Source organism: Kitasatospora sp. NPDC088861 (assembly GCF_044750105.1).
GTDB lineage: Bacteria > Actinomycetota > Actinomycetes > Streptomycetales > Streptomycetaceae > Kitasatospora.
On sequence record NZ_JBIVJF010000001.1, the window covers coordinates 187,939 to 213,916 of the forward strand.

The 25,978-nt window shown below is 74.2% G+C and carries 19 protein-coding genes; 16 read left to right on the forward strand and 3 right to left on the reverse strand.

Going from position 1 to position 25,978, the window contains the following annotated elements:
* Positions 1-99: 99 nt before the first annotated feature.
* Complete coding sequence (locus ACIP37_RS00920; RefSeq protein ID WP_363582452.1) at positions 100-366, reverse strand: UBP-type zinc finger domain-containing protein; 267 nt, start codon at positions 364-366, stop codon at positions 100-102.
* A 214-nt stretch (positions 367-580) separates the two neighbouring features.
* Here ACIP37_RS00920 and ACIP37_RS00925 point away from each other — a divergent pair, with 214 nt between their 5' ends.
* Together ACIP37_RS00925 and ACIP37_RS00930 are read left to right on the forward strand one after the other, a co-directional pair.
* On the forward strand, positions 581-1,342 hold the full coding sequence (locus ACIP37_RS00925) for an SDR family oxidoreductase (RefSeq protein WP_363582454.1): 762 nt from the start codon (positions 581-583) through the stop codon (positions 1,340-1,342).
* An 82-nt stretch (positions 1,343-1,424) separates the two neighbouring features.
* Positions 1,425-3,974, forward strand: coding sequence for a lysylphosphatidylglycerol synthase transmembrane domain-containing protein (locus ACIP37_RS00930; RefSeq protein WP_363582456.1), 2,550 nt, complete (start codon positions 1,425-1,427; stop codon positions 3,972-3,974).
* A 55-nt stretch (positions 3,975-4,029) separates the two neighbouring features.
* Here the strand turns inward: ACIP37_RS00930 and ACIP37_RS00935 are convergent, their stop codons facing one another.
* Positions 4,030-4,227: a hypothetical protein gene (locus ACIP37_RS00935; RefSeq protein WP_363582458.1), complete on the reverse strand. Its 198-nt coding sequence runs from the start codon at positions 4,225-4,227 to the stop codon at positions 4,030-4,032.
* Between the two features lie 240 nt (positions 4,228-4,467).
* Between ACIP37_RS00935 and ACIP37_RS00940 the strand changes: the two genes are divergently transcribed.
* From ACIP37_RS00940 to ACIP37_RS01000, 13 genes are all read left to right on the forward strand, one after another.
* Positions 4,468-5,112, forward strand: a complete 645-nt coding sequence (locus tag ACIP37_RS00940; protein WP_063348741.1) for a class I SAM-dependent methyltransferase — start codon at positions 4,468-4,470, stop codon at positions 5,110-5,112.
* Positions 5,109-5,687, forward strand: a complete 579-nt coding sequence (locus ACIP37_RS00945) for a TrmH family RNA methyltransferase (protein ID WP_363582460.1) — start codon at positions 5,109-5,111, stop codon at positions 5,685-5,687. Before ACIP37_RS00940 ends, ACIP37_RS00945 begins: the two co-directional genes overlap by 4 nt.
* A gap of 191 nt (positions 5,688-5,878) precedes the next feature.
* Positions 5,879-6,811 carry a 3-oxoacyl-[acyl-carrier-protein] synthase III C-terminal domain-containing protein gene (locus ACIP37_RS00950; protein WP_363582462.1) on the forward strand — a complete coding sequence of 311 codons (933 nt, stop codon included), beginning with the start codon at positions 5,879-5,881 and terminating at the stop codon, positions 6,809-6,811.
* Positions 6,812-6,932: 121 nt separating this feature from the next.
* Complete coding sequence (locus ACIP37_RS00955; protein ID WP_363582464.1) at positions 6,933-8,345, forward strand: hypothetical protein; 1,413 nt, start codon at positions 6,933-6,935, stop codon at positions 8,343-8,345.
* Between the two features lie 2 nt (positions 8,346-8,347).
* On the forward strand, positions 8,348-9,634 hold the full coding sequence (locus ACIP37_RS00960) for a type III PLP-dependent enzyme (RefSeq protein ID WP_400843006.1): 1,287 nt from the start codon (positions 8,348-8,350) through the stop codon (positions 9,632-9,634).
* Between the two features lie 47 nt (positions 9,635-9,681).
* The gene (locus ACIP37_RS00965; RefSeq protein ID WP_063348736.1) at positions 9,682-9,954 is read left to right on the forward strand and encodes an acyl carrier protein; all 273 of its coding nucleotides are present in this window, start codon (positions 9,682-9,684) and stop codon (positions 9,952-9,954) included.
* A 2-nt stretch (positions 9,955-9,956) separates the two neighbouring features.
* On the forward strand, positions 9,957-10,856 hold the full coding sequence (locus tag ACIP37_RS00970; RefSeq protein ID WP_400843009.1) for a hypothetical protein: 900 nt from the start codon (positions 9,957-9,959) through the stop codon (positions 10,854-10,856).
* Entirely contained in the window at positions 10,853-11,572 is a 720-nt protein-coding gene (locus tag ACIP37_RS00975; RefSeq protein ID WP_363582470.1) for a hypothetical protein, read from the forward strand. The genes ACIP37_RS00970 and ACIP37_RS00975 overlap by 4 nt, the downstream gene beginning before the upstream one ends.
* The gene (locus ACIP37_RS00980) at positions 11,569-12,729 is read left to right on the forward strand and encodes an acyl-CoA dehydrogenase family protein (RefSeq protein ID WP_363582472.1); all 1,161 of its coding nucleotides are present in this window, start codon (positions 11,569-11,571) and stop codon (positions 12,727-12,729) included. The genes ACIP37_RS00975 and ACIP37_RS00980 overlap by 4 nt, the downstream gene beginning before the upstream one ends.
* 203 nt (positions 12,730-12,932) lie before the next feature.
* Positions 12,933-13,508, forward strand: a complete 576-nt coding sequence (locus tag ACIP37_RS00985) for a 4'-phosphopantetheinyl transferase superfamily protein (protein ID WP_363582474.1) — start codon at positions 12,933-12,935, stop codon at positions 13,506-13,508.
* Between the two features lie 154 nt (positions 13,509-13,662).
* A complete protein-coding gene (locus ACIP37_RS00990; RefSeq protein ID WP_363582476.1) occupies positions 13,663-15,888 on the forward strand; it encodes an MMPL family transporter in 2,226 nt (741 codons plus the stop codon).
* A 258-nt stretch (positions 15,889-16,146) separates the two neighbouring features.
* Positions 16,147-16,437 carry a helix-turn-helix transcriptional regulator gene (locus ACIP37_RS00995; RefSeq protein ID WP_107453059.1) on the forward strand — a complete coding sequence of 97 codons (291 nt, stop codon included), beginning with the start codon at positions 16,147-16,149 and terminating at the stop codon, positions 16,435-16,437.
* A 136-nt stretch (positions 16,438-16,573) separates the two neighbouring features.
* A complete protein-coding gene (locus ACIP37_RS01000; protein WP_363582478.1) occupies positions 16,574-17,332 on the forward strand; it encodes an AfsR/SARP family transcriptional regulator in 759 nt (252 codons plus the stop codon).
* A gap of 114 nt (positions 17,333-17,446) precedes the next feature.
* On the opposite strand, the gene ACIP37_RS01005 is transcribed toward ACIP37_RS01000, so the two are convergent.
* The gene (locus ACIP37_RS01005; RefSeq protein ID WP_400843013.1) at positions 17,447-24,616 is read right to left on the reverse strand and encodes an amino acid adenylation domain-containing protein; all 7,170 of its coding nucleotides are present in this window, start codon (positions 24,614-24,616) and stop codon (positions 17,447-17,449) included.
* Positions 24,617-24,837: 221 nt separating this feature from the next.
* Between ACIP37_RS01005 and sbnA the strand changes: the two genes are divergently transcribed.
* Positions 24,838-25,875 carry a 2,3-diaminopropionate biosynthesis protein SbnA gene (gene sbnA / locus ACIP37_RS01010; RefSeq protein WP_363582482.1) on the forward strand — a complete coding sequence of 346 codons (1,038 nt, stop codon included), beginning with the start codon at positions 24,838-24,840 and terminating at the stop codon, positions 25,873-25,875.
* Positions 25,876-25,978 lie beyond the last annotated feature (103 nt).

Below are 25,978 nucleotides of genomic sequence, written 5' to 3' on the forward strand. Positions count from 1 at the left end.
ATGTCCGGATTTTATCCGGGTTGCGCCCGGATGCCACCGGAAACGGGCCCCGGCTTCCCCGGACCGGCCCGATCCGCGGGACGCGCCCCGCGCCGGGCCTCAGCCCATGACCTCGTGGACGAAGCACCAGCGCCAGTCCTCGCCCCGCTCGTACGAGCGGATCACCGGATGCGAGGTGTTGTGGAAGTGCGCGGTGGCGTGCCGCTGCGGCGAGAAGTCGCAGCAGCCGATGTGGCCGCAGTCCAGGCAGATCCGCAGGTGCACCCAGTCCCGGCGCCCCTGGGCCAGGCAGTCGGCGCAGCCGTCGGCCGGGGGGAGGGGCTCGATGTCCTGGGGGGCCGCGGCGAGGTCTTCGCAGGCACTCATGCCCGCAGGGTAGTGACGGCCCGGCCGGCCCCGGCCTCAAGACACGCCGCGCGCCCGGTCGGCCTTCCCGACGCCAGGGTGGTACCGCCGTACCCAGGAACGCGGATCCCGGGAGGGCCGCACCCGGGACGCACACGGCCCTGGGCGAACCTCCGCCGCCCGCACACAGTTGTCGTCGTCAGCCCCACCACCCTCCCAGGCCCAGGAGCCACCGATGAGCTACCCCGCCCTCGCCGCCCGCACCGCCGTCGTCACCGGAGCCGCCAGCGGCATGGGCGCGGCCACCGCCCGCCTGCTCGCCGCCCACGGCGCCCGGGTCGCCCTGCTCGCCCGCCGCACCGACCGCCTCGACACCCTCGCGGCCGAGCTCACCGCCGCCGGCGGCCAGGCCCTCGCCGTCACCGCCGACATCACCGACCAGGCCTCCGTCGACGCCGCCGCCAAGGCCGTCCACGACGCCTACGGCCGGGTCGACCTGGTGGTCAACAGCGCCGGCGTGATGCTGCCCAACCCCCTCGCCGACGGCCGGACCGACGAGTGGACCCGCATGGTCGACACCAACCTCACCGGCGCCCTGCGGATCATCCGCGCCTTCGCCGACGACCTCACCGCGGCCGCCGCCGACGGCCGGGCCGCCGACCTGGTCAACGTCTCCTCCATCGCCTCGCGCGTCGTCTTCCCCAACTACGCCGTGTACAGCGCCACCAAGGCCGCGCTCACCCAGCTGTCCGCCGCCCTGCGCTCCGAACTCAGCCCCCGCGACGTCCGGGTCAGCTCCATCGAGCCCGGCCTGACCGACACCGAACTCGGCGGCCACATCGACAACCCCGCCCTGCGCGAACAGCTCGGCGGGATGTTCGCGGCCATCCCCGCACTCACCGCGGAGGACCTCGCCGACCTGATCGCCTACACCGTCAGCCGCCCCCGGCACGTCAACCTGAGCCACACGGTCGTCGTGCCGACCCGGCAGGCGTAGGGCCTCCCTCGGACTCCCCCGATCCGGGCCGGCTTCCGGGCTCCGGCTCCACCATCGGGGGAGGCATGGGAGCATGCCACCCGTGGCGATCGTGACGGGGAGAACGAACGGCGACACCGGCGGTGGCGACACCGCCGGCACGCCCGCACCGGCGGACACCGGCATACCGGCGAGCGCCGGAGCCGGCCGGGGCCCGGCCCGGGCGGTGTCCGAACCCGGCCGGATCCGGCAGCCCGTCGCCCTGATCCGGCTGCTCACCGGGCTCATCGCCATCGCCCTCACCCTGCTGCTCGCCGACTACGCCCGGGCCACCACCGGCGGCATCGCCGCCGACGTGGCCGAGGCCGCCGAACTGGTGCCCCGGCCGCTCGCCGGCCTCGCCGGCGGCCTCACCACCGCCGCCGTGCTGCTGGTGCCCGTCGTCCTCGCCGCCCGCCGCCTCCTCGGCCCCGATCGGCGACGCGCCCTCCAGCAGGTCTCCGACGGCCTGCTCGCCGCCGTCCTCGCCTACGGCGCCACCCTGCTCCTCGACCTGTGGGCCGACGGCGTCGCCCCCGTCTCCCTGCTCGCCGCCCTCACCCAGGCCCTACCGGGCGGCGCCCTCGGCCACACCGAGCCCGTCTACGGCTACCTCGCGCCCGTCCTCGCCTTCATGACCGCCTCCGGCAACCGCGAACACCGGGCCCCCTGGGCCGTCCTCGCCCTCTCCGGCCTCGCCGGACTCGCCGGCGGGTACGCCACCCCCACCGCCCTGCTGCTCGGCCTGCTCATCGGCTGGACCGGCGCCCACGGCACCCTCTACGCCGTCGGCACCCCCGACCCGCTGCCCAGGCCCGGCGAGATCCTCCGGGCCCTGCGCGAGAGCGGCCTGCACCCGGCCGAGGCCCACCCCGCCGGGCCCGACCGCTACCTGGTCCGGCAAGCCGACGACCGGCCCGACCTCGACGTCCAGCTCCTCGACCGGCAAGCCGTCACCGCCGCCGCCGTCCAGCGCGCCTGGCGCCGCCTGCGGCTGCGCACCGCCCCCCACCCCCGGGCCCTGCGCTCCCCCCGCGCCGGCCTCGAACACGAGGCGCTCGTCACCTACGCGGCCCTCGCCGCCGGCGTCCGCACCCGCCGCATCGCCGCCACCGCCGGCCTCGGCCAGGACACCGCCCTCATCGCCTACGAACACCTCCCCGGACGCACCCTCGACCGGCTCCCCGACGAGGAGATCACCGACGACCTGCTGGCCGACGCCTGGCGGCAGCTCGCCCGCCTCCAGCGCCGGGAGACCGCCCACCGGGCGCTCGTCCCGTCCTCGCTGCTGGTGGACGCGACCGGCGCGGTGCACCTGGTCGACTTCGCCGACGGCGACATCGCGGCCAGCGAACTCGTGCTGCGCTGCGACATCGCCCAGCTGCTCACCACCCTCGCCCTGCGGGCCGGCGCGGCCCGCTCCGTCCACACCGCTGTCACCGTCCTCGGCGCCGACACCGTCGAGGCCGCCCTCCCCCTCCTCCAGCCCATCGCGCTCGCCCGCACCACCCGCCACGCCCTCAAGCACACCGCCCGCCCGACCGCCGCCGCCCGCACGGACGGCCCGGCAGGCCCCGGGCCCGACGAGGCCGCCGCCGGCGGGGGCGGGCTGCTGGAGGAGATCCGGGCGGAGGTGCTGCGGACCAGGCCGCAGGCGGAGGTGCGGCCGGTGCGGTTGGAGCGGCTGCGGCCGCGGACCCTGCTGGCGGTGGTGGGCGGGGTGGTGGCCGGGTGGCTGCTGATCCCGCAGCTGTTCGCGGCCGAGGACAACCCGATCTCGGCGGTGGCCGACGCCGATCCGGCGTGGCTGGCGCTGGCGCTGCTGGCGGCGGCGCTGAGCCACGTGACGGCGGCGATGGGGTTCGTCGGGTTCGTGCCGGAGCGGCTGGACTTCCGCAACGCGGTGCTGGCGCAGCTGGCCGGGGCGTTCGTGAAGCTGGTGTCGCCCGGGGGCGTCGGCGGGATCGCGCTGAACACCCGGCTGTTGCAGCGGGCCGGGATCCCGACCGCGCAGGCGCTGTCCAGCGTCGGGGTGGGGCAGTTGATCGGCCTGGTGCTGCACCTGCTCCAGCTGGGCGCCTTCGTCTACCTGCTGGACCTGCAACCGGGCGGTTCGGAGCTGGACGCGCTGCCCGCCGTGGTGGGCGGGCTGGCGGGGGCGGCGGCGCTGCTGGCGGTGGTGTCGGCGGTGCCGCCGGCCCGGCGCTGGCTGGCGGCGCGGCTGCGGCCGCTGACCACCGAGGTGCTGCCGCGGCTGCTGGACCTGCTGCGCAGCCCGGCCCGGCTGGCGGTGGGACTGACCGGGCAGCTGCTGGTGTCGATCTGCCTGATCGGCTGCCTGTACTGCTGCACCCGGGCGATCGGCCGGGAGCCGTCCTTCGCCTCGGTGGCGGTGGTGTTCCTGGTGGGCAACGCGGCGGGCAACGTGGCGCCCACCCCGGGCGGGGCCGGCGCGGTGGACGGGGCGCTGATCGCGCTGCTGCAGCAGACCGCGTCGATGGAGAAGGGCGGCGCGCTGGCGGCGGTGGCGACGTACCGCCTGCTGACGCTGATCCTGCCGGTGCTGCCGGGCTGGGCGGCGATGACCTGGCTGCAGCGCCGCCGGGCGCTGTAGGGCCCCGGACAGCGCGCGCACCCCGGACGGCGCCCCGGACCGGGCCCGGCGGCGGCTACTCGCGGTACTCGTCCTCGTCGAGCTGGACGACGCGGCTCTGCTCGGCGGCGTCGGCGACATCGGTGGCCGGGTCGGCTCCGACGGCCCGGCGTTCGGCCACCTCGTCGTACTCGTCGCCCTCGGGTGCCTCGTCGTCGGGTTCGACGGTCTCGACGGCCTCGTCGATCAGGTAGTCCTCGTGATTCTGCGGCATGGCGTCCGTCCTCACTGTTCGGAGGCACTGTCCGGAGGCTCCCACGGGCGCGGGGGCGGTACTGGCAGTATCCGTCGCCGGGCGGCCGGGCGCGATTGCGCCGCGGCGGCCCCGCGGCGCCCGGGCCGCCGGCCGGCACGGAACGCGCCGCAGGCCACCGGGGGTACGATCGGTGCCGTACCAAGGGCTTACCCACACCCACCCGGTGGCCCCGAGGCCCTTACGAACGACGGGGAAATCATGTCCGGCTCGCACTACTTCACCGGTGCACCCGAGGTCGCCAGCGAGCGCCGGCCGATCACGGTCTCCCTGCCGGACCTCACCCTCGAACTGACCACCGACACCGGAGTGTTCTCGCGCGGCCGGCTCGACCCGGGCACCCGGATCCTGCTGGAGCACGCCCCGCAGCCGCGGGTGCGCGGCCCGATCCTGGACGTCGGCTGCGGCTACGGCCCGATCGCGCTGACCTGGGCGAGCCGGCGCAGGCGGCTGCCGGTCTGGGCGGTGGACGTGAACGAGCGCGCGCTGGAACTGGTGCGGCTGAACGCCGAGGCGCTGCGGCTGGGCAACGTCCAGGCCGCGCTGCCCGAGGACGTCCCGCAGGACGTGCGGTTCGCCACCATCTACTCCAACCCGCCGATCCGGATCGGCAAGGCCGCGCTGCGCCGGCTGCTCACGCACTGGCTCGGCCGGCTGACCCCGGACGGCTCGGCGTTCCTGGTGGTGCAGAAGCACCTGGGCTCGGACTCGCTGCAGAAGTGGCTGAACGAGCAGGGCTACCCGACCACCCGGGTCGCGTCGGTCAACGGGTTCCGGATTCTGGAAGCACGACCCCGCCCGGAGCCGGGCGAGGGCACGGAGAGTGGACGGGGAACGTCGTCGTGAAGCAGTTGCGCGGGACCGAACTGAAGCGACTGCACCGCTCGTGGCGGCGCAGCAACGAGTTCCGGCTCGCGATGATCCTGGAGAACCTGCAGTCGCCGTTCAACGTCGGCTCGGTGGTCCGGACCGGGGCCGCGATGGGCGCCGAGAAGCTGTACCTGGCCGGGGAGACCCCGTCGGTGCGCTCCTCGGGCGCGCAGAAGGCCGCGATGGGCACCGACAAGTACCTGAAGGTGGAGCACTTCCCGACGGTCGCGGAGGCGGTCGCGGCGGCGAAGGCGGACGGCTTCAAGGTGGTCGGCCTGGAGCTGGCGGACGAGGCGGTGCCGATGTTCGCCGCCGAACTGACCCCGGCGGTGGCCTTCGTGCTGGGGCACGAGGACCGCGGGATCACCCCCGACGCGCTGGCGCTCTGCGACCAGGTGGTGTTCGTACCGCAGCTGGGCCGGGTCGGCTCGCTGAACGTGTCGGCGGCCGCGACGGTGGCCTGCTACGAGGCGCGCCGCCAGGGGTACGCGATCAGCGGCACCCCGGACGGCACCGACCTCGGCGACCTCGGCGGGGCCGACGACGAGTAGGACCTGATCCGATCCGGAGGGGTGTGCCGAAAGGCCACCCCTCCGGTCGTTTCCGCCCGGCGGTACGGGACGGTCGACCACGCCTGCGGGCCGGACCTCCCCGGCGTCCGCGGGGAGCTCGCCCCGGCCCCGCCGGCGGTGGTCAGCGCAGCGTCAGCTAAGCGTCAGCGCTCCAGGCGACTGTAGTTGGCATGACGTCGATCACGGCAGTCTCCAGCTGTCTTCCCGACACCATCCCGATCGCGCGCTTCCAACAGGAACTCCAGCTGACGGATGTGCAGCTCCGGCGCTACCAGCGCTTCTACGGGCTCTCCGAGGTGTGCCGCGACCCCGCGGCCACCGAGACCGAGCTGCTGCTGCGCGCCGCGACCAAGCTGGTGGAGCTGCGCGGGCAGGAACAGCGCGTCAAGTACGTCCTCCAGGCCCGCACGATGCCGTCGCCGCTGCCGTACCCGATGACCTCGCTCCGGCCGATCCAGGTCGAGCTCGGCCTGGAGCACGCCGCCGGCTTCGTCGTCTCGCACCACGCCTGCGCCTCCGGGCTGCTCGCGCTGGACCTGGCGGGCACCCTGCTGGCCGCCGACCCGGATCCGAACGCGCTCGCCCTGGTCCTGGCCGGGGAGAAGGCGTGCACCACCCGGACGCAGTCCATCCCGGACGTCACCGTCATGGGCGAGGGCACCGTGGCCTTCCTGGTGAGCGCGGACCGTGCCGGCTCCGACCGGATGCTCGGCTACGCGACGCGCACCCACACCCAGTTCGGCGACGAGTTCATCATGGGCGACGCCGCCGCCAAGGAGTTCCAGGACCTGTACGGGCCCGGCCTGTGCGAGGTGATCGGCGCCGCCCTGGAGGAGGCCGGCTGCGGCCTCGACGAGCTGGCGCTCGTGCTGCCGCACAACGTCAACCGGCTGTCGTGGATCGGCGTCTGCAAGGCGCTCGGGCTGCCGCTCGACAAGGTCTTCCTCGACCTGGTCGGCGAGACCGGGCACTGCTTCTGCGCCGACCCCTTCATCAACCTGCAGAAGGCCACCGAGCTGGGGCGGCTGCGCCCCGGCGACCGCTACCTGATGACCAGCGTGGGGCTCGGGGCGACCTTCGCCGCGATGGTCCTGGAGCACTGACGGCCGCCCACCGGATCGGCCGGCCCCCGCAGTACCGGCGCACCCGCACCACCGCAGCACCGCAGTACCCGCGCACCCGCCGCACCGCGCCCGAGCGCACACGAGAAATGACGAGGTCGACATGCATCTACCGTCCTCCGGCTTCAGCGCGCGCCTCAAGCGCGCCGTGACCGGGTCCGCGGACACCCCGCTGGTGTTCCTGGGCAACTTCGAGGTGGAGAACCACTGGGCGCTCGGCGAGCCCGCGCTGCCCCGGGTCGCCTCGCACGCGGGCAGTGCGGTGGTGAACCGCATGGACGAGTTCGCGCTGCTGCTCGGCGGCAAGGACGACCACGTCGTGCTGAAGACCGCCCTGGACGAGGGCTACCGCGGCTACCTGGAGGGCCTCGGCCTGGAGCTGCCCACCGTGCACGTGGTGGCCGGCCAGGACCCGCAGCGCACCGTCAGCGAGGACGCCCTCGCCGACCCCGAGCTGCTGCGCGCGCTGTCCGCCGTCGCCGCCGAGGGCGCCCGGCTGACCGCGCACGGCATCTCCACCGTCGAGGAGGAGCTCGCCGAGCGCACCGGGCTGCGGCTGGGCGCGCCGACCGCCGCGGTCTGCAAGCGGGTCAACAGCAAGGTGTACAGCCGCCGGCTCTCCGACGAGCTGGGCATCCGCCAGGCCCGCGGCTGGGCCTGCGAGACGCTGGAGGAGCTGGCCGAGGCGGTGGCCGCGGCCGGTGAACTGCTGGCGGCGGGCCGCAAGGTGGTGCTGAAGGACGCGTTCGGCGTGTCCGGCAAGGGCATCGTCGTGCTGGACTCCGAGGCCCGGCTGGGCCGGCTGCACCGGATGGCGGTCCAGCAGGCCGAGCGCGCCGCCAAGGCCGCGGGCGGGGCCCCGCGCACCGCGCTGGTGATCGAGGAGTGGGTCGCCAAGCGCTGCGACCTCAACTACCAGTTCACGGTGGGCCGGGACGGCTCCACGCACTTCGACTTCGTCAAGGAGCTGCTGACCGAGGGCGGCGTCCACAAGGGCCACCGGATCCCGGCCCGGCTGACCGACGGGCAGGTCGCCGAGATCGGGGCGACGGCGCTGCGGCTCGGCGAGCGGCTCGCCGCCGACGGCTACTACGGCGTGGTCGGCGTCGACGCGATGGTCGACCCGGACGAGGGCCTGTACCCGGTCATCGAGATCAACGCCCGCAACAACATGTCCACGTACCAGAACGTGGTGCACGAGGGCGGCCTGGCCGGGGCCGACGAGGTCGCCGTCGCCCGGCACTTCCCGCTGCGGCTGACCCGCCCGCTGCCCTTCGCCGAACTGGCCGAGGTGCTGGACGGGCTGCTGCTGACCGAGCGGGGACCGCGCCCGCGCGGCCTGTTCGTGAACAACTACGCCACGGTGAACGCCGCCGCGGGCACCGCCGCCGACACCGAAGCGGACGGCTTCGAGGGCCGGCTGTACGGCGTGCTCGTCGGTGCCTCCGACGAGGAGATCGAGGCGCTCGACACCGACATCACCCGCCGCCTCGCGGCCTACCCGGAACGGAGCTGACCGTGAGCGTCGCATTCGAGGTGCAGGGCCTCGGGATCACCGAGCTCGCCGAGGATTTCGGCACCCCGCTCTACCTGTACGACGGCGAGGAGATCACCACCCGCTTCCAGGGGCTGCGCGAGGCGCTGCACCCGGCGCTGGAGGTCTTCTACTCGCTCAAGGCGAACCCCAACATCTCCGTCTGCGCGCTGCTGCACAGCCTGGGCTCGCGCGCCGAGGTGTCCTCGCTGACGGAGCTGGTCACCGCCCGCCGGGCCGGGGTCGAGCCGCGCGACATCATCTTCCTCGGCCCGGGCAAGAGCCGCGGCGAGGTGGCGGCCTGCCTGGACGAGGACATCCACGCGATCGTCTGCGAGTCGATCGGCGAGCTGGACCTGATCGACGAGGTGGCCCGCGAGCGCGGGATCACCGCCCGGGTCGCGCTGCGGGTCAACCCGAGCTTCTCGGTGAAGGGTTCGGGCCTGACCATGGGCGGCAAGCCGCGCCAGTTCGGCACCGACGAGGAGCTGCTGCTGGCCGAGGGCAAGGACCTCGCCGGCCGCTACCCCAACATCCGGCTGATGGGCGTCCAGGTGTACCTGGGCACCCGCATCCTGATCGAGGAGTCCGTCGTCGAGAACACCCGGCGGATCCTGGAGCTGGCCGAGCGCCTCTCCACCGAGCTGGGCTTCCCGCTGGAGACGGTCGACGTCGGCGGCGGCCTCGGCATCGCCTACTTCGACAACGAGAAGGACCTCGACGTCGCCGAGCTGACCGCCGGGCTCAACCCGCTGATCGCGGACTTCCGCACCCGGCACCCGGACACCCGCATGATCATGGAGCTGGGCCGCTTCCTGGTCGCCGCGTCCGGCACCTACGTCACCCGGGTGCGCTACACCAAGACCTCGATGGGCGAGAACTTCGCGGTCACCGACGGCGGCACCAACCACCACATGGCGGCCGTCGGCATCGGCTCGTACGTGAAGCGCAACTTCCCGATGGCCGCGCTGGAGCGGCTGGACGAGCCGGCCACCGAGCCCTGGCACATCACCGGCCCGCTCTGCACGCCCAACGACGTCATCGGCAAGAAGGTGCCGATGCCGGCGCTGCGGGCCGGCGAGCTGATCGGGGTGCAGCGCTCCGGCGCGTACGGGCCGACGGCCTCGCCGGTGCACTTCCTCAGCCACGGCTACCCGGCGGAGGTGCTCGTCCTGGACGGGCGGGCGCACCTGATCCGGGAGCGCGACGACGTCGAGGCCATGCTCGGCCGCCAGCGGCTGTACGCGGCCCCCGGCGACGACCAGAACTGACCACCGACCGGCCGACCCACGGCCGGGACCAGCCCGAGGAGAACACCATGAGCGACACCGCCAACACCGTGGCCGACGTGAAGTACGTCGACGCCGTCCGCAAGGGCCTGTCGGAGGTCCTCAACAAGGACGTCTCCGGCGCCGACCCGGGCGTCCGCCTCTTCGACGAGCTGGGCCTGGACTCCAGCAGCGCGCTCGAACTGCTCATCACCATCGAGGAGATCCTCGACGTGCAGTTCGACGCCGACGAGCTGGACATGACCCACTTCGAGACCGTGGGCTCGCTGGCCGGCTTCGTCGCCGCGGAAGCGAGCGCCTAAGCATGTTCCGCGCGACTGCGCCCGTGCGGCGGCCGGCCCCGGCCGGCGCGGACGGCCCGCCCGGCACGCCCGGCCCGGCCCCGGCGGCGGTCCTGCCGCGGCTGATCCGGGCCGGCGCCCACACCCCGCCGGGGCCTGGCGCGCCGTACCGGCCGGAGGCCGCGCGGGAGGACTTCTACCGCGAGCTCGGGGCGCTCTACGGCGCGGACTTCGACCGCAAGCAGTTCGCCGCCTCGGGGCGGCGCACCTCGGTGGAACTGGCCCACGGCGCGCTCGACGCGCTGGGCCCGCTGACCGCCGAGGAGTGCCCCGAGGTGGTGGTGGTCGCCTACTCCGCACCGGACTTCGACCACGCCGAGCTGGTCGCCTCCTGCGTGAAGGGGCGGCTGCCGGGCGAGCCGCTCGCCTTCGCCCTGTCCGACCAGGGCGTCCTGGCGCCGTTCAGCGCGCTGCGGGTCGCCGTGGAGTACGCCCGGCGGTGCGGCTGGTCGCGGCTGCTGCTGCTGGTCGTGGACCAGGGCACCCAGCCGTTCCCGCTGCCCGCGACGGGGCAGAGCGCCGTCCACGCGGACGCCGCGGTCGCGCTGCTGATCCACTGGGACGGCGGCGGCGCGCCGCTGGGCGGCGCGGCCCAGGGCCTCCCGGAGCCGGGGCTGTTCGCCGGCTGGGACACCTCGGCCGCGCTGGTCACCGGCTCCGGCCTGTCCGACGGCTGTGCTGAACTTCCGACACACGGCGGTCCGTGGACCAAGGTGGCGGCCGGACAGCCCGCCACCGGCGGCTGGGCCGCCCTGCTCGCCGCCGCCGACCGGGACCGCCCGGTGGTGGTGGCCGACTACGACCGGGAACGCGGATTCCTGGCCTACTGCACACTCGACACGGGGGAGTTGGGGGTCCGATGACGGTTCCGGCCGAGGTGCGCGAGCACTGGCAGGAGGCCCGGACGAGCGCGCGCAACGACGGCCTCGTCCCCGCACTGACCCTGCTCTCCCGCGCGCTGTCCCCCGGGGTGGCACCGCGCGGGCCGCGCGGGCACGCCGTGGTCCCGCGCGAACTCCTCGGCGAGTACTCCGAGTTCGGCGACGACGAGGACGGGGACGGGGGCCGGGATCCGGTGCCCGGCCTGGCCGTCCTGGGCCCCGCCGGTGGCGATCGGGCCCCCGCCGGCCCCGACGCCCACGACTGGGGCACCGGCCTCGCCTGGCTGCGGCTCGGCGCGTCCGAGCGGCTGCGGGAGGCCTGCCTGGCCTACCTCGCGGGCCGCCAGGTCGAGGGTTCCTCGCTGCTGCTGCAACAGCTGGTCAAGGGCGCGCTCGCCGACGTGCTGATCGACCACCTGGAGATCGAGGGCGTCCTCGACGACCTCGCCGAGGGGCCGGACGACTCCCCGTCGGCCCCCGCCCACCCCCTGGACGGCCCGGCCCTCGCCCGCCTCCAGGCCCAGATCACCCAGGCCGACCGCGCGCTGCTGCGGCTGCTCGGGGCGTACGGTTTCACCGCCGAGGGGCCGGGCCGGGCGGCGTACGCCTCCGAGCTCCTCGCCGACGTGTACTGCGGCTGGCCGGGGCCGGCCGGGGACACGGCACAGAACGTCGACTCCCGGAAGGGGAACGTGTGATCAGCCTGCCCGGCCCGCTGGAAACCACGCACCGGTACGTGCGGCGGTGGGCCGAAGACCTGCGGGCGGGCGCGCTCGACCTCGACCGGGACCCGGACGCCGTCCACCGCTTCCTGGACCTGCCCGCCGTGCGCTTCCTGGCCGGCCACCAGGTGCCGCCGGAGTGGGACCGGGCGTCCGCCGAGGCCGGTGCCGGCCCCGCGCACGGCCTGGCCACCCTGGAGCGGGTCCTGGTGAGCGAGGAACTGGCGCGCGGCGACGCCGGGATGATGCTGGGCGCGCCCGGCGCCTCGATGTGCGGGGTGCTGCTGAGCGTGCTCGGCAGCCAGGCGCAGAAGGACTGGGTGTACGGCCGGCTCGCCGAACGCCCCCGCTGGACCTGCTTCGGCCTCACCGAGCCCGACCGCGGCTCGGCCATCGGCGAGATGACCACCACGCTGACCCCGGTGGGCGACGGCTCGTACGTCCTGGACGGCGAGAAGCGCTACGTCGGCAACGCCGCCCGGGCCGACCTGGGCGCCGTGTTCGCGCGGGTCGCGGGCACCGAGCGGCTCGGCGTGCTGGCCGTCCTGGTGGACACCGCCGACCCCGGCTTCCGGGCGGAGCCGCTGCCCACCCTCGGCCTGCGCGGCGTCCAGCTGACCCGGATCACCCTCGACGGGGTGCACGTGCCCGCCGAACGGGTGCTCGGCGCCCACCTGCCGCCGACCCGGCGGGGGATGTGGAGCATCGTCTCGGTCTTCAACCAGCTCCGCCCGAGCGTGGCCGCGATCGCCCTCGGTATCGCCCGGGCCGCCCACGACTACGTCGCCGAGAACCGCCGGGAACTGCGCGGCGCGGAGCGCGAGCTGTTCGAGTCGCTCGGCCAGCGCATCGACGCGGCCCGCCAGTTGACCTACCGGGCGGCCCTCGCGGTGGACCGCAGGCCGGCCGCCGGGCACCTCTCCTCGGCCGCGAAGGCCCGCGCCTGCGAACTCGCCGAGGACGTCACGATGCGCGCGCCGGGTTTCTTCGGGCCCGGCGCCCGGCTGGACCACCCGCTCCTCGACAAACTCGCCCGGGACGCACGGGGCGTGGAGTTCATGGAGGGGACACGGAACATCCAGAAGCTGAATCTGTTCCAGGGGCTGCACACCGGAAAGGTGGGCCGGTTCTGAACGGGACAGAACAACCGGTCGGTCGGGACACGGTCGAGATCTGGCAGATTCCGCTGACCGGTGGCGAGCACCCGGACCGGCCGGGCGGCGAGGCCGTCCGGGGCGCCCCGGACGGGTACCCGCCGCACCTGGAGGAACTGCTCGACGAGCAGGAGCGGGCCCGCGCCCGGAGCGGACAGCTGCCCGGGCTGCGGCGCCGCTTCGTGCTCGCGCACGCCGCCACCCGGATCGTCCTCGGCGAGCGCCTCGGCCGCCACCCGGCCGGGCTGCGCTTCAGCCGCGGCCCGTGGGGGAAGCCGGCCGTCGAGGACGCGCCGGGCCTGCACTTCAACCTGTCCCACTCGGGCGAGATCGCCCTGCTCGCCCTGGCATCACGGCCGGTCGGCGTGGACGTCGAGCTGGCCCGTGCCGAGCTGGACACCGCCCGGCTGGCCGGTCGCTTCTTCCCCCCGGACGAACGGGAGCTGGTCGCCCGGGACGGGCCCGACGCCTTCACCCGGCTGTGGACCAGGAAGGAGGCGTGCGTGAAGGCCTCGGGCGCCAGGCTCACCCAGGGCATGGGGATCCCGGTCGCCCACGACGGACCGGAAGCCACCGTGTACGCACGCTCCGGGCCGTTGCCCGGGCCGTGGAGAGTCACCGACCTGCCGCTGCCCGAGGAATACGCGGGGTCCGTCGCACTGATCGGCGACGGGCCCTTTAACGTGTCCCGGCGGATGTGGTATCAAATTCCGCCCGGGGAATCCGGCGGCAGCCCTCTCGGGTCGGCTGTCAAGTAGAAGAAACTCCCCCTCCAATCGTCGAAGTTGTACCCGTGATCATGCGTCGAAGCGTCACTAGATTCAGTGATGCAGGCGAACGCCGCACCGCACCGGCCGGACTCATAAGTCAGGCCCGTGTCTTGATCCGGGCATTTCTTTTGAGGAGGGGAACGTGATCGTGGAAGGCAGGAACGTGATCACCAGGGCCGCTCGGTGGAGCGCCGTCCACCCCTGGTGGGCGATCGCGCTCTGGGTGGCGTTCGTCGTGGCGGCCCTCGTGGTCGGCGGCGTCACGGGCACCCGGCAGGCCACCACCTCCGACCTCGCCATCGGCCAGTCCGGCCGGGCGGCCGCGATCGCCCGCAGCGGCGGCCTCCAGGAGCGCGCGGTGGAGAACGTCCTCATCACCCCGTGGGGCGGCGGCCGGCTCGACCCCGTCCAGGCGCAGTCCGCGGCCTCGGACGCCACCCGCGACCTGAAGGCCCTCCCCGGCATCAGCTCGATCGACGCTCCGGTGCCCGCACCGGACGGCTCGGCCCTGCTCGTCCCGGTGACCCTCGACGGCGATCCGGAGACCTCCGCCGACCGGGTGCAGCCGCTCATCGACACCGTGGCGAGGACCCACGCGTCGCACACCGAGCTGCGGATGGAACTCGTCGGCGCCGGCTCGATCAAGGCCGGGCTCAACGAGATGCTGAGCAAGGACCTCGGCAAGGCGACCGTGCTGAGCCTGCCGGTGACGCTGCTCGTGATGGTCTTCGTCTTCGGCGCGATCGTCGCCGCGAGCGTCCCGGTCGTCCTCGGCCTGTCCTCGGTGCTCGCCGGGCTGGGCCTGTGGGGGGTGGCCTCCCAACTGGTGCCCGACCCGGGGCCGGTGACGCACGTCATCGTGCTGATGGGCATGGCCATCGGGGTCGACTACTCGCTGTTCTACCTCAAGCGCCAGCGCGAGGAGCGGGCGTTGGGCGCCAACAACATCGACGCCATCGAGATCGCGGCCGCCACCTCCGGGCACTCGGTGCTGGTGTCCGGCGTGGTCGTCATGATCTCGATGGGGGCGCTCTACCTCGCCGGACACATCGCCTTCGAGTCGATGGCCACCGGCGCGGTGCTGGTGGTCGCCATCGCGATCACCTCCTCGCTGACCGTGCTGCCGGCCATGCTGTCCCGGTTCGGCCGCTACCTGGACGCGCCGCGGGTCCCGCTGGTGTGGCGGCTCACCCAGAAGGGCGGGGTCAAGCCGCGGCTGTGGTCGACCATGCTCAAGCCCGCCCTGCGCCACCCGGTGATCGCGCTGGTGCTCTCGGTCGGCGCGCTGCTCGTCCTCGCGCTGCCCGCCCTCGGCCTGAAGCTCAAGGCCACCGGGATCGACGACCTGCCCCGGTCGATCCCGGCGATGCAGGCCAACGAGCGGCTGACCGACTCCTTCCCGAGCCAGGCCGACACCCACACCGTCGCGGTGAAGGTCCCGGCCGACCGGACGGCGGAACTGGGCGGCGCGGTGGAGGCGCTGGTCGAACGCGCCTCGCAGGACGCCCTCTTCGTGCACAACCCGGCGCCGACCGTCCGCACCTCCCCCGACGGCACGGTCGCCACCATCGCGATCGGCACCCACTTCGACAGCGGCTCCCCGCAGGCCCGCGCCTCGCTGGCCCGGCTGCGCCAGGACCTCGCCCCGCAGACCCTCGGCACGGTCGCGGGCGCCGAGTTCGCGGTCGGCGGCAGCGACGTCGCGTTCGACGTCGACTACCGGGCGAACGTCATGCACAAGATGCCCTGGGTGCTCGGGGTGGCCCTGGTCCTGACCTTCCTGGTGATGACCGTCGCGTTCCGCTCGGTGATGCTCGCGCTGATCACCGTGGTGCTCAACCTGCTGTCCGCGGCGGCCTCCTTCGGCCTGCTCGCGCTGATCTTCCAGCACACCTGGGCGGAGGACCTGCTGCACTTCGAGTCCACCGGCCGGGTGGTGGCCTGGCTGCCGCTGATGCTCTTCGTGATCCTGCTCGGCCTGTCGATGGACTACCACGTCTTCGTGGTCAGCCGGATCCGGGAGGCGGCGCGCGGCGGGCTCTCCGTGAAGGAGGCGGTCGAGCAGGGCATCACCCGCACGGCGGGCGTGGTGACCAGCGCCGCGGTGGTGATGGTCTGCGTGTTCGCCCTGCTGGCCTCGCTGAACTTCATCGAGATGAAGCAGATGGGGGTGGGCATGGCCTGCGCGGTGCTGCTCGACGCGACGGTGATCCGGATCGTCGTCCTGCCGGCCGTGGTCACCCTGCTCGGCTGGAAGACCTTCTGGCCCTCGCGGCTCGCGCGCCAGACCACGACCCGGACCCCGCGGATGCCGGCCATCGTGGCCGCGGCGGCGGCGGCCTCGGCGGCACGCACGACCCTCCCGTAACACGGGACCCGTCCAACTCGACGGCCGGGGAAGGGCTTAGCCCCTTCCCCGGCCCTTTTCGTGTGCGTTTCGTGCAGGCACCGGCCACAACCAGTCGTGGCAAGGGGTTTGACGCCGACTGTCCCGTGGTGGTTTGTTACGGGAGTTGTAGAATCGCATGCGCGTTCGTCGGCACGTGAACGACCTTCCCGGTGACGGGGGGGCGCAACTGCCGCCGGACGCACCACGGGGAAGCAGGGGGCGGTCAGGGGGGTGGCCATGCACAGTGACGGCAGCCTCGCCTCGGCGCGCTGGCGCAACGAACTCACCCGGGTCGGGACGCTGTCCGGACGGGAACGGCAGGTCTTCGACCTGATCGGTGCCGGACACTCCAACCGCGGCATCGCCGCCCGACTGCACGTCACGGAGCGCACGGTGAAGGCGCACGTCGCCAACATCCTCGCGAAACTGGGAGTGGAGTCGCGGCTTCAGGTGGGGTTGGTGGCGCAGGTTCATCAACTCATGTACGAAGGTACATGGCCGGACGACCCAGGCGTGTCCGATACTTGACCAGCGCGAATGATACCCAGGCTTTTCCCCTTTGTCAGGCCACCCCAAACACGTCGACCACTGTTGGCGGTGGCCGGGCCGAGGTCACAGGAGAAAGGCTTGTGGCTGGAGTTCACCGCTAGGGACGGGGAATTTGGTGTACATCTCCATATTAGGCCCACTATTGATCGGCGACGGTCAGCGCACCGTAGGTCTACGGGCGAAGAAGAATCGCGTGATGCTCACCATGCTGGCGCTCAACGCCGGCCAGGTGGTCGCGTTCGACGAACTGATCGACGAGCTGTGGGGGGAAGCGCCGCTCAAGAACGCGCGCAACGCCTTGCAGGCCAATGTCAAACGCATGCGCAAGTCGTTGGCGGAACTTGGTCTGGAGGGGCCGGACCAGGAACTCATCCGCACGGTTGACAACGGTTACATGCTCAACGTCTCGGAGGACGCGGTCGACGCGTACCGATTCCTGCGGACGGCGGAGAAAGGCGCGGGGCTGGTCAGCGACCGGCCGTACGAAGCGATGGACACGCTCCGCAAGTCGCTCGCGATGTGGCGCGGACCGGCCCTGCTCGACACGAGCGACGGGCCCTGGTGCCGGGCCGTCGCGCTGCGTCTGGACGAGCAGCGCAAGACCGCGCGGGAGGACCTCATCTCGGCGCAGCTGCAAGCGGGCGAGGCGGGGGCGGTGGTGGCCGAGCTGAAGCAGTTGCTCGCCCAGTACCCGGAACGCGAGCGGTTCAGCGAGCAGTTGATGATCGCCCTCTACCGGTGCGGCCGGCAGTCGGAGGCCGTCGACATCTTCCATCGCACCCGGAAGTGGCTCGACGACGAGTTGGGGCTCAAACCGAGTCGTCGTCTCCACCACCTCTATCAGGCGATCCTGATGCAGGACCCCTCGCTGTAAGTCCCGTCGGGGCGAGGGCAGTTCGCCCCGGCACGCCGGCGGCTCCCCTCCTGGGGCGCCGCCGGCGGCCCCGTGACGGCCGGGCCCGGATTCCGGGCCCGGCCGTCCGGTCGTTCAGGACCGGCGCAGCGCGGCGTCGGCCACCGCGCCGATCCGGCCGGCCGCCTCCCGGCCGAGCATCTCCTCGTGGCCGCAGGCGACGTCGTACACCGTCAGCGCGCCGGTCAGGTGCGCGCGCCAGCGGTCGGCGAGCTCGGCGGCGGGGGCGCCCTGCACCTCGTCGGCAGCGGCGAACAGCAGCAGCGAGCCGTCGAACCGGCCGGGGGTGAACTCCCGGGCGATGTCCGTGTGGTGGCGCATCACCGCCATCAGCCGGCGCAGCTCCCCGTCGTCGATGCCCGCCCCGGTGGCGTGGTGGGCGAGGAACGCCCCGCGGATCTCCTCGTCGGTCGGGTTGTGGTCGCCCGGCAGCACCGGGAAGACGTCCAACGCCGCCAGGAAGGCCACCCGCTCGCCCGCCGCCTGGAGCTGCACCGCCATCTCGTGCGCGACCAGCCCGCCGAAGGACCAGCCCAGCAGGTGGTACGGGCCGTGCGGCTGCACCCGGCGGATCCTCGCCAGGTACGTGGCCGCCAGCTCCCGTACGCCCTGCGGCCGTTCCCACTCCCCCTCGGGCGCGGCGACACCGTCGGACTGCAGCGCGTACACCGGCCGGGCCGGGTCGAGGTGCGGGGCCAGCTCCGCGTACGGCAGGCCGAAGCCGACCCCGCCGTGCACGCAGAACAGCGGCTCGGCGGTGCCGCCCGGCCGGATCGGCAGCACCGGCTCCAGCACCGTCGCGGGGAGCCGCTGCGAGGTGGCGGGCCGGGCGGCGGCGGCGAGGGCCGCCACCGTCTTGTGGGTGAAGACGTCGGCCAGCGAGAGCGTGAGCCCGGCCTTCGCGGCCCGGCTGACGATCTGCACCGAGCGCAGGCTGTCGCCGCCGAGGTCGAAGAAGTCCCCGTCGGCGCCGACCTGGTCGAGGCCGAGGATCTCGCCGAAGACCCCGGCGATGACCTCCTCGGCCGGCGTGCCCGGGCGCCGCACCGGGGTCTGCGCGGCGGCGGGCGCGGCACCGGGCGCCGGCAGGGCGCGGGTGTCGAGCTTGCCGTTCGCGGTCAGCGGCAGCGCGGACAGCGTCACCAGCGCCGCGGGCACCATGTGCGCGGGCAGCGACTCGGCGACGAACGCGCGCAGCACCGGCACGTCGACGGCGGCGACGCCGGGCAGCGGCACCACGTACCCGGTCAGCTGGGGCACGCCGGTGGGCGAGGGCGCGACCTGCACCGCGGCCTGCACGACCACCGGGTGGCGCACCAGCGCGGCCTCGATCTCGCCGAGCTCGATCCGGAAGCCGCGCAGCTTCACCTGGTGGTCCACCCGGCCGACGTAGTCGAGCGTGCCGTCGGCCCGCCAGCGGGCCAGGTCGCCGGTGCGGTACATCCGGGTGCCGGCCGGGCCGTACGGGTCGGCGACGAAGCGCTCGGCGGTGGTGACCGGGCGGCGCAGGTAGCCGTGCGCCAGGCCGGTGCCGGCGATGTACAGCTCGCCGGTGACGCCGACCGGCGCGGGCGCGAGGGCGTCGTCCAGGACGTACAGCCGGTGGTTGTCCAGCGGGCGGCCGATCGGCGGGCGGCCGCCGCCGGCGCGCAGCGGGTCGCTCCAGGTGGCGCAGACCGAGGCCTCGGTCGGGCCGTAGGCGTTGCGGAACTCGGTCAGCGGGGCGAACCGGTCGACCAGCGCGGCCGGGCAGGCCTCGCCGCCGACCAGCAGGTGCAGGCCCTCGGGCAGCACCACGTCCTCGGGCAGGCCGGCCACCACGGTGGGCGGCAGCACCACGTGGTTGACCTGGTGCTCGGCGAGCAGCGCGCCCAGCACCTCGCCGGAGACCCGGCTCTCGTCGGTGGCGACCACCAGGGTGCCGCCCGAGTACAGCGAGACGCCGAGCTCCCAGACGGTGGCGTCGAAGCTGAACGAGGCGAACTGGAGCACCCGGGTGTCCGGCCCCGCGCCCATCCGCGCCTGGTGGTTGGCGGCCAGGTTGGCCGCCCCCAGGTGCGGCACCGCGACGCCCTTGGGGCGGCCGGTGGAGCCCGAGGTGTAGATCACGTAGGCGACGTCCTGCGGGAGGAGCGGCCGGGTGCGGTCGGCGTCGACGGGGTTGCGGTCGGGCCAGCCGGTCAGGTCAGACCGGGTGCGCAGGGAGTCCAGGACCAGCGGGACGACACCCTCGGGCAGCCCCGGGATCCGGTCGGCGACCGCCTCGACGGTCAGCACCTGGGCGGGCGCCGCGTCGTCGAGCATGTAGGCGATCCGCTCGGCCGGGTACTGCGGGTCGACCGGCAGGTAGGCGGCGCCGGTCTTGAGCACCGCCAGCAGCGCGACCACCAGCGGCGCGGAGCGCGGCATCGCCAGCGCGACCACGTCGCCCGGCCCGACCCCGCGCTCCAGCAGCAGGTGGGCGAGCCGGTTGGCCCGCTCGTTGAGCGCCGCGTAGGACAGCCGCATCGTCGCCGGGCCGGCCGGCACGCCGTCCGGGCCGATCAGCGCGGGGTGGTCCGGGTCGGCGGCCGCCAGGCCCTCGAACAGGGCGGTCAGGGTGACCGGGGTGAACGGGGCGGTCGGGCCGGCCCACTCCTCCAGCAGGACGCGGCGCTCCTCGGCGGGGAGCAGGTCGAGGGCGCTGAGCGGCGCGTCGGGGGTGCGGGCTGCGGAGTCGAGCAGGGTGGCCAGGGCCCGGGCGAGGCGGGCCGCCGTCGCCCCGGTGAACAGGTCCTCGCGGTACTCCAGGCGGATGTCCAGACCGGCCGGGGCGCCGTCCGGACCGGTCCGCTCCAGCACCTGGAAGGACAGGTCGAACTTGGCCGTCGTGCTGCCGATCGGCAGCACCTCGGCGCTCAGGCCGGGCATCTCGGGCAGCGGGTCGGAACTGTTCTCGAAGGCCAGGATCACCTGGAAGAGCGGCTGCCGGCCCATCGAGCGGACCGGGTTGAGCTCCTCCACCAGGTGCTCGAAGGGCAGTTCGGCGTGCCCGTAGGCGGTCAGGTCGGTCTCCCGGACCCGCCCGAGCAGGGCGGTGAACGCCGGGTCGCCCGAGGTATCGGTGCGCAGCACCACGGTGTTGACGAAGAAGCCGACCAGGTCGCGGACCGCGTCGTCGGTGCGCCCGGCCACCGGGCTGCCGAGCGGGATGTCGGTGCCCGCGCCCAGCCGGGTGAGCAGTGCGGCCAGGCCCGCCTGGACGGCCATGAACAGGCTGGCGCCGCCGCGCCGGGCGAGTTCGGCGAGCCGGGCGTGGGTCTCGGCGGGCACCGTGCACTCGACCTCGGCGCCGCGGTGCCCGGCGCGGGCCGGGCGGGGGAAGTCGGTGGGCAGGTCCAGCTCCTCCGGGATACCCGCCAGCGCCTCGCGCCAGTGCGCGAGTTCGGCGCTGGCCAGGCTGTCCGGGTCGTCCTTGGAGCCGAGCAGTTCGCGCTGCCAGAGCGCGTGGTCGGCGTACTGCACCGGCAGCGGCGCCCAGCGCGGCCCGGCGCCGTCCAGCCGGGCCCGGTAGGCGTCGGAGAGGTCGCGGGCGAGCGGGCCGAGCGACCAGCCGTCGGCGGCGATGTGGTGCACCGTCAGGGCCAGCGCGTGGCTGTCCCGGCCGAGGGTGAACAGCCGGGCCCGCAGCGGCACCTGGGCGGACAGCTCGAAGGGGTGGACGGCCTCGGCGGCCAGCGCCGCCTCCAGCGCGCCCGGCGCCGCCCCGGAGAGGTCCACGACGACCAGCGGGGCGCCGGCCCGCTCCGCCTCCTCGGCGGAGAGCACCAGTTGCGACGGCAGCCCGTCGGCCTCGGCGAAGACGGTGCGCAGGCTCTCGTGCCGGGCCACCACGTCCCGGACGGCGGCGGCCAGCGCGGCGGCGTCCAGCGGGCCGGTGAGGCGGACCGCCAGCGGGATGTTGTAGCTGCCGGTGGGCCCGTCCATCTTGTCCAGGAACCAGAGCCGCTCCTGGGCGTGCGAGAGCGGCACCGAGGACGGCCGGTTCGGGACGGCGCGCAGCGCGGGGCGCCGGGGGGCCGGCTCCGCCGCCTCGGCGACCGCCGCCGCGTCCGGGTCGAGGGCGCGGGCCAGCGCCTCGGCCGTCCGGGCGTCGAACAGGGTCCGCACCGGGACGTCCACGCCGAGCGCGGCACGCAGCCGGTTGGCGACCCTGGTCGCGGACAGCGAGTGGCCGCCGAGTTCGAAGAAGTCGTCGTCGGCGCCGACCCGGTCGAGCCCGAGGGCCTCCGCGAAGACCGCGCAGAGCAGTTCCTCGCGCTCCCCCGCGGGCTCGCGTCCGGTGCCCGCCCGCTCGTCCGGCGGGGCGGGCAGGGCCTTGCGGTCGACCTTGCCGTTGGGGGTCAGCGGCAGGTCGTCCAGGGGAACGTACACGGCAGGGATCATGTGCGTGGGCAGCACCGATGACGCCCGCTCCCGCAAGCGGTCGCGGTCGATCCCTGCCGGTACGACATAGGCGACCAGGCGGGCGTCCCCCGCCCGGTCGGTGCGGGCCGTGACGACGGCCCGCGTCACTCCGGGCTGCGCCGCGAGCACGGACTCGATCTCGCCGAGCTCGATGCGGTAGCCACGGATCTTCACCTGGTGGTCGCTGCGCCCCGCGTACTCCAGGGCGGTGCCGGCGGCGTCCCAGCGGACGATGTCGCCGGTGCGGTACATCCGCTCGCCGCTCGGGCCGTACGGGTCGGCGACGAAGCGCTCGGCGCTCAGGCCGGGGCGGCCCAGGTAGCCGCGGGCCAGGCCGGTGCCGGCGAGGTAGAGGTCGCCGAAGGTGCCGTCGGGGACGGGGCGCAGCGCGCCGTCCAGGACGTACACCCGGGTGTTGGCGATCGGGCCGCCGATCGGCGGCGGCCCGGCCTCGGCGGCGGTCAGCGGCGCGGCGGTGGACCAGATGGTGGTCTCGGTCGGGCCGTACACGTTGGTCACGGACGCGCAGTGCGCGGTGAGGGTGCGGGCCAGCGGCTCGGGCAGCGCCTCGCCGCCGACCAGGGCGCGCAGGCCGGCCAGCCGGGGGGCGTGGTCGGCGGCGAGCGACTGCCAGAGGCTGGGGGTGGCCTGCAGCAGGGTGGCGTCCAGGCCGGTGACGGCGTCCGCCAGGGCGGCCGGGTCGCGGACCGTCTCGCGGTCGGCGACCAGCAGTTCGGCGCCGGCGGCGAGCGGGACGAACAGCTCCAGGTTGGCGATGTCGAAGCCGAAGGTGGTGACGGCGAGGAAGCGGTCCTCGGTGGTCACCTCGAAGCGGGCGACCATGTCCTCGACCAGGTTGACCAGCGCCCGGTGCGGCACCACGACGCCCTTGGGGCGGCCGGTGGAGCCCGAGGTGTAGATCACGTACGCGGGGTGGTCGGCGCGCGGGGCCGTGCCCGGTACGCGCTGCCCGGGCGCACCGGTCGCGGCGTCCGGGCCGTCCAGCACCCACAGCTCGCCGGTGCTCATCTCGCCTTCGGCGGCTACGGCGGCTTCGGCGGCGAGGAGTTCGCGCACCCGGCGGTGGGTGAGGGTGACCACCGGGGCGGCGTCGGCGAGCATGTAGCGCAGCCGGTCGGCCGGGTAGTCCGGGTCCAGCGGCAGGTAGGCCGCGCCGGACTTGAGGACGGCCAGGGCGGCCACCACCAGGTCGCAGGAGCGGTCCAGCGCGATCGCCACCACCTGCTCCGGGCCGGCCCCGGCGGCGTGCAGGGCGTGCGCCAGCGCGTCGGCGCGGGCGTGCAGTTCGCGGTAGGTCAGGCGCTCCTCGCCGCAGCGCACGGCGGGCGCGTCCGGGGTGCGGGCGGCCCGGGCGGCCAGCAGCGGGGCCAGCCAGTCGCCGGGCAGCGGCGCCCCGGTGGCGTTGCGGGCCTCGGTGATCTCGGCGCGCTCGGCCTCGTCCAGGACGTCCAGCCGGCCGCACGGCTCGTCGGGCCGGGCGACGGCGGCGGCCAGCAGCCGGGCGAAGCGCCGCCCGACCAGTTCGGCCTCGGCCCGGGTGACCAGCGCGGGCACGTGGTTGACGGCCAGGCCGAACGGGGTGCCGGGGAAGACCGTGAGGGTGACCGGGAAGTGGGTGGCGGAGCGGACGTCGGCGCCGGTCACCCGGGGGCCGGTGCCGGTGACCAGCGGCAGGCCGCCCATCGGGTAGTTCTGGAACATCAGGGCGGTGTCGAAGAGTTCGCCGCGCACGGCGGTGAGCTGCTGGACCTCCGCCAGGGTCAGGTGCTCGTGCGCCAGCAGCGCGGTCTGCGACCGCTGCACGTCGGCGAAGAGCTCGGCCGGGGTGCGGGCCGGGTCGACGTCCACCCGGACCGGGAGCGTGTTGGCGAACAGGCCCACCATCCGCTCGACGTCCGGGACCTCGGCCGGCCGGCCGGAGGTGACCGCGCCGAACAGCACGGTGTCCTGGCCGGTCAGCCGGGACAGCAGCAGCGCCCAGCAGCCCTGCACCACCGCGTTGACGGTCAGGCCGCGCGAGCGGGCGAAGCCGGTCAGCGCGGCGGAGACCTCGGGGGTCAGCTCCAGCGGGACGGCCTGCGGCAGCGCGGCCGCGCCGGCGGCCCGGTCGCGGCCGGCCGGCACCAGCCGGGTCGGGTCGACGACCCCGGCCAGGGCGGCGGTCCAGGCCTGCCGGGCGGCCTCCTTGTCCTGCGCGCCCAGCCAGGCCAGGTGCGCCTGGTAGCGGGCCGCGCCGGCCTGCGGCTGCCTGGCGGGGGCGCCGCCGGCCTTCAGCTCCTCGGCGAGCGCGGCGAGTTCGCCGATCAGCGAGACCATCGACCAGCCGTCCACCAGGATGTGGTGGACGGTCCAGACCAGCCGGCAGCGCCCGCCCTCGGCGCGGGCCAGGGTGAGCCGCTGGAGCGGCGGGCGGGCGAGGTCGAAGCGGCGCAGCCGGTCCTCCTCGGCGAGCCGGTCGAACTCCGCCTCCGGCCCGGCCGCGCCGACCGCCACCGCGACCTCGCGCCACGGCAGTTCGACCGACGTGGGGATCACCTGGATCGCCTCGCCGTTCCTGCGGTGCCGGAAGCAGGCCTTCAGGTTGGGGTGCCGTTCCAGGAGCAGGCCCGCCGCGGTGCGCAGCGCGGCGGCATCGGCGTCGGTCAGCTCGTCCAGGTCGAGGACCAGCTGAATGGTGTAGACGTCCGTCCCCTCACGGTCGTACTCCGAGAGAAAGAGCAGTCCCTGTTGCAGCGGCGAGAGCGGAAGGACTTCACTGATGGCGGACGGCCGATTCAAACCGGGCTCCTCGTGGAAGGCCTGCAAGTGCGGAATAACAAACGCTTTCCGATGGCGCTGACGAGCAACTGACCGGCAACTGACGGACGGCTGACGCGCGCCTCCGGGCGGGTCCGAAACCCTGGTCGCCGACCCCGTCAGCAGTCCGTCAGCCCCTCGTCAGCGCCCGGCGGGAGGCTTGCCGCCGAGGCTAATTCGTTACCGAAGGCCAGGAGTCTCCAGTGCCGGTCATTTCCGCGTCGCACGAATTCGAGGTCAGCGACCTCTTCGTGAATCTGCAGCCGTTCTTCGGGCACCGTCTCTTCCTGAAAGTCGAAGGGTTCAACTTCGCCGGGTCCATCAAGCTGAAAGCGGCCCGGGAAATGGTCGCGCAGGCCGAGGCGGCGGGCGTCCTCGGCCCCGGCTCGACCCTGGTGGAATCCTCGTCCGGGAACATGGGCGTCGCCCTGAGCGTGCTCGCCGCCAGCCGCGGCTACAAGTTCATCTGCGTCACCGACTCTCGTTGCAACGAGGTCACCCGCCGCACCATGGAGTCGTACGGCGCCGAGGTGCACCTGATCACCGAGCCGCACGAGACCGAGGGCTTCCTCGGTGCGCGGATCCGCCACGTCAAGGCGCTGCTCGCCGCCGACGAGAAGCGGGTCTGGCTCAACCAGTACCTGAGCCCGGGCAACTGGATGGCGCACTACCGGACCACCGCGCCGGCCATCGCCCGCCAGTTCCCGGACCTGAACGTGCTGTTCATCGGCGCGGGCACGACCGGGACGCTGATGGGCTGCGCCCGGTACTTCCGCGAGCGGCGGCCCTCGGTGCGGGTCGTCCCGGTCGACAGCGTCGGCTCGGTCACCTTCGGCGCCCCGCCGGCCACCCGGCACATCCCGGGCCTGGGCACCAGCGTGCGGCCCGCGCTGCTGGACGAGTCGCTGGTGGAGCGGGCGGTCCACGTCGAGGAGACCGACACCGTCCGGACCTGCCGCGAACTGATGCGCGGCGGCTTCCTGTTCGGCGGCTCCACCGGGACGGCCGTCAGCGGCGCGCTGCGCTGGCTGAACGAGCACTACGGCGACGGCGCGGGCGGCGTGCGCGAGCGGGTGACCGCCGTGACCATCTCGCCGGACCTGGGCGAGCGCTACATGGACACCATCTACCACGACGAGTGGGTGCGCGGTTCGGTCGGCCCGGAGGGCCTGCTGCCCGGGGTCGAGCACCGGGGCCTCGGGGCGGGCGTCGCCGCCGGGCTCCAGACGGTGTCCGGCTGACCGGACCGGCGGGGTCGGGGCCTGCGGGGCCGGGGCCTGCGGGGTCAGAGGGTCGAGAGTTTTCAAGGCGGGGCTGAGGCTGAGAATGACGGAGAGCAAAGCA

Bases quoted from the DNA above. Each gene is read 5' to 3' on its own strand.
- ACIP37_RS00935 (WP_363582458.1), bottom strand. From the start codon at position 4,227: ATGCCGCAGAATCACGAGGACTACCTGATCGACGAGGCCGTCGAGACC.
- ACIP37_RS00995 (WP_107453059.1), top strand. From the start codon at position 16,147: ATGCACAGTGACGGCAGCCTCGCCTCGGCGCGCTGGCGCAACGAACTC.
- ACIP37_RS00940 (WP_063348741.1), top strand. From the start codon at position 4,468: ATGTCCGGCTCGCACTACTTCACCGGTGCACCCGAGGTCGCCAGCGAG.
- ACIP37_RS00970 (WP_400843009.1), top strand. From the start codon at position 9,957: ATGTTCCGCGCGACTGCGCCCGTGCGGCGGCCGGCCCCGGCCGGCGCG.
- ACIP37_RS00920 (WP_363582452.1), bottom strand. From the start codon at position 366: ATGAGTGCCTGCGAAGACCTCGCCGCGGCCCCCCAGGACATCGAGCCC.
- ACIP37_RS00925 (WP_363582454.1), top strand. From the start codon at position 581: ATGAGCTACCCCGCCCTCGCCGCCCGCACCGCCGTCGTCACCGGAGCC.
- ACIP37_RS00950 (WP_363582462.1), top strand. From the start codon at position 5,879: ATGACGTCGATCACGGCAGTCTCCAGCTGTCTTCCCGACACCATCCCG.
- ACIP37_RS00955 (WP_363582464.1), top strand. From the start codon at position 6,933: ATGCATCTACCGTCCTCCGGCTTCAGCGCGCGCCTCAAGCGCGCCGTG.
- ACIP37_RS00975 (WP_363582470.1), top strand. From the start codon at position 10,853: ATGACGGTTCCGGCCGAGGTGCGCGAGCACTGGCAGGAGGCCCGGACG.
- ACIP37_RS00965 (WP_063348736.1), top strand. From the start codon at position 9,682: ATGAGCGACACCGCCAACACCGTGGCCGACGTGAAGTACGTCGACGCC.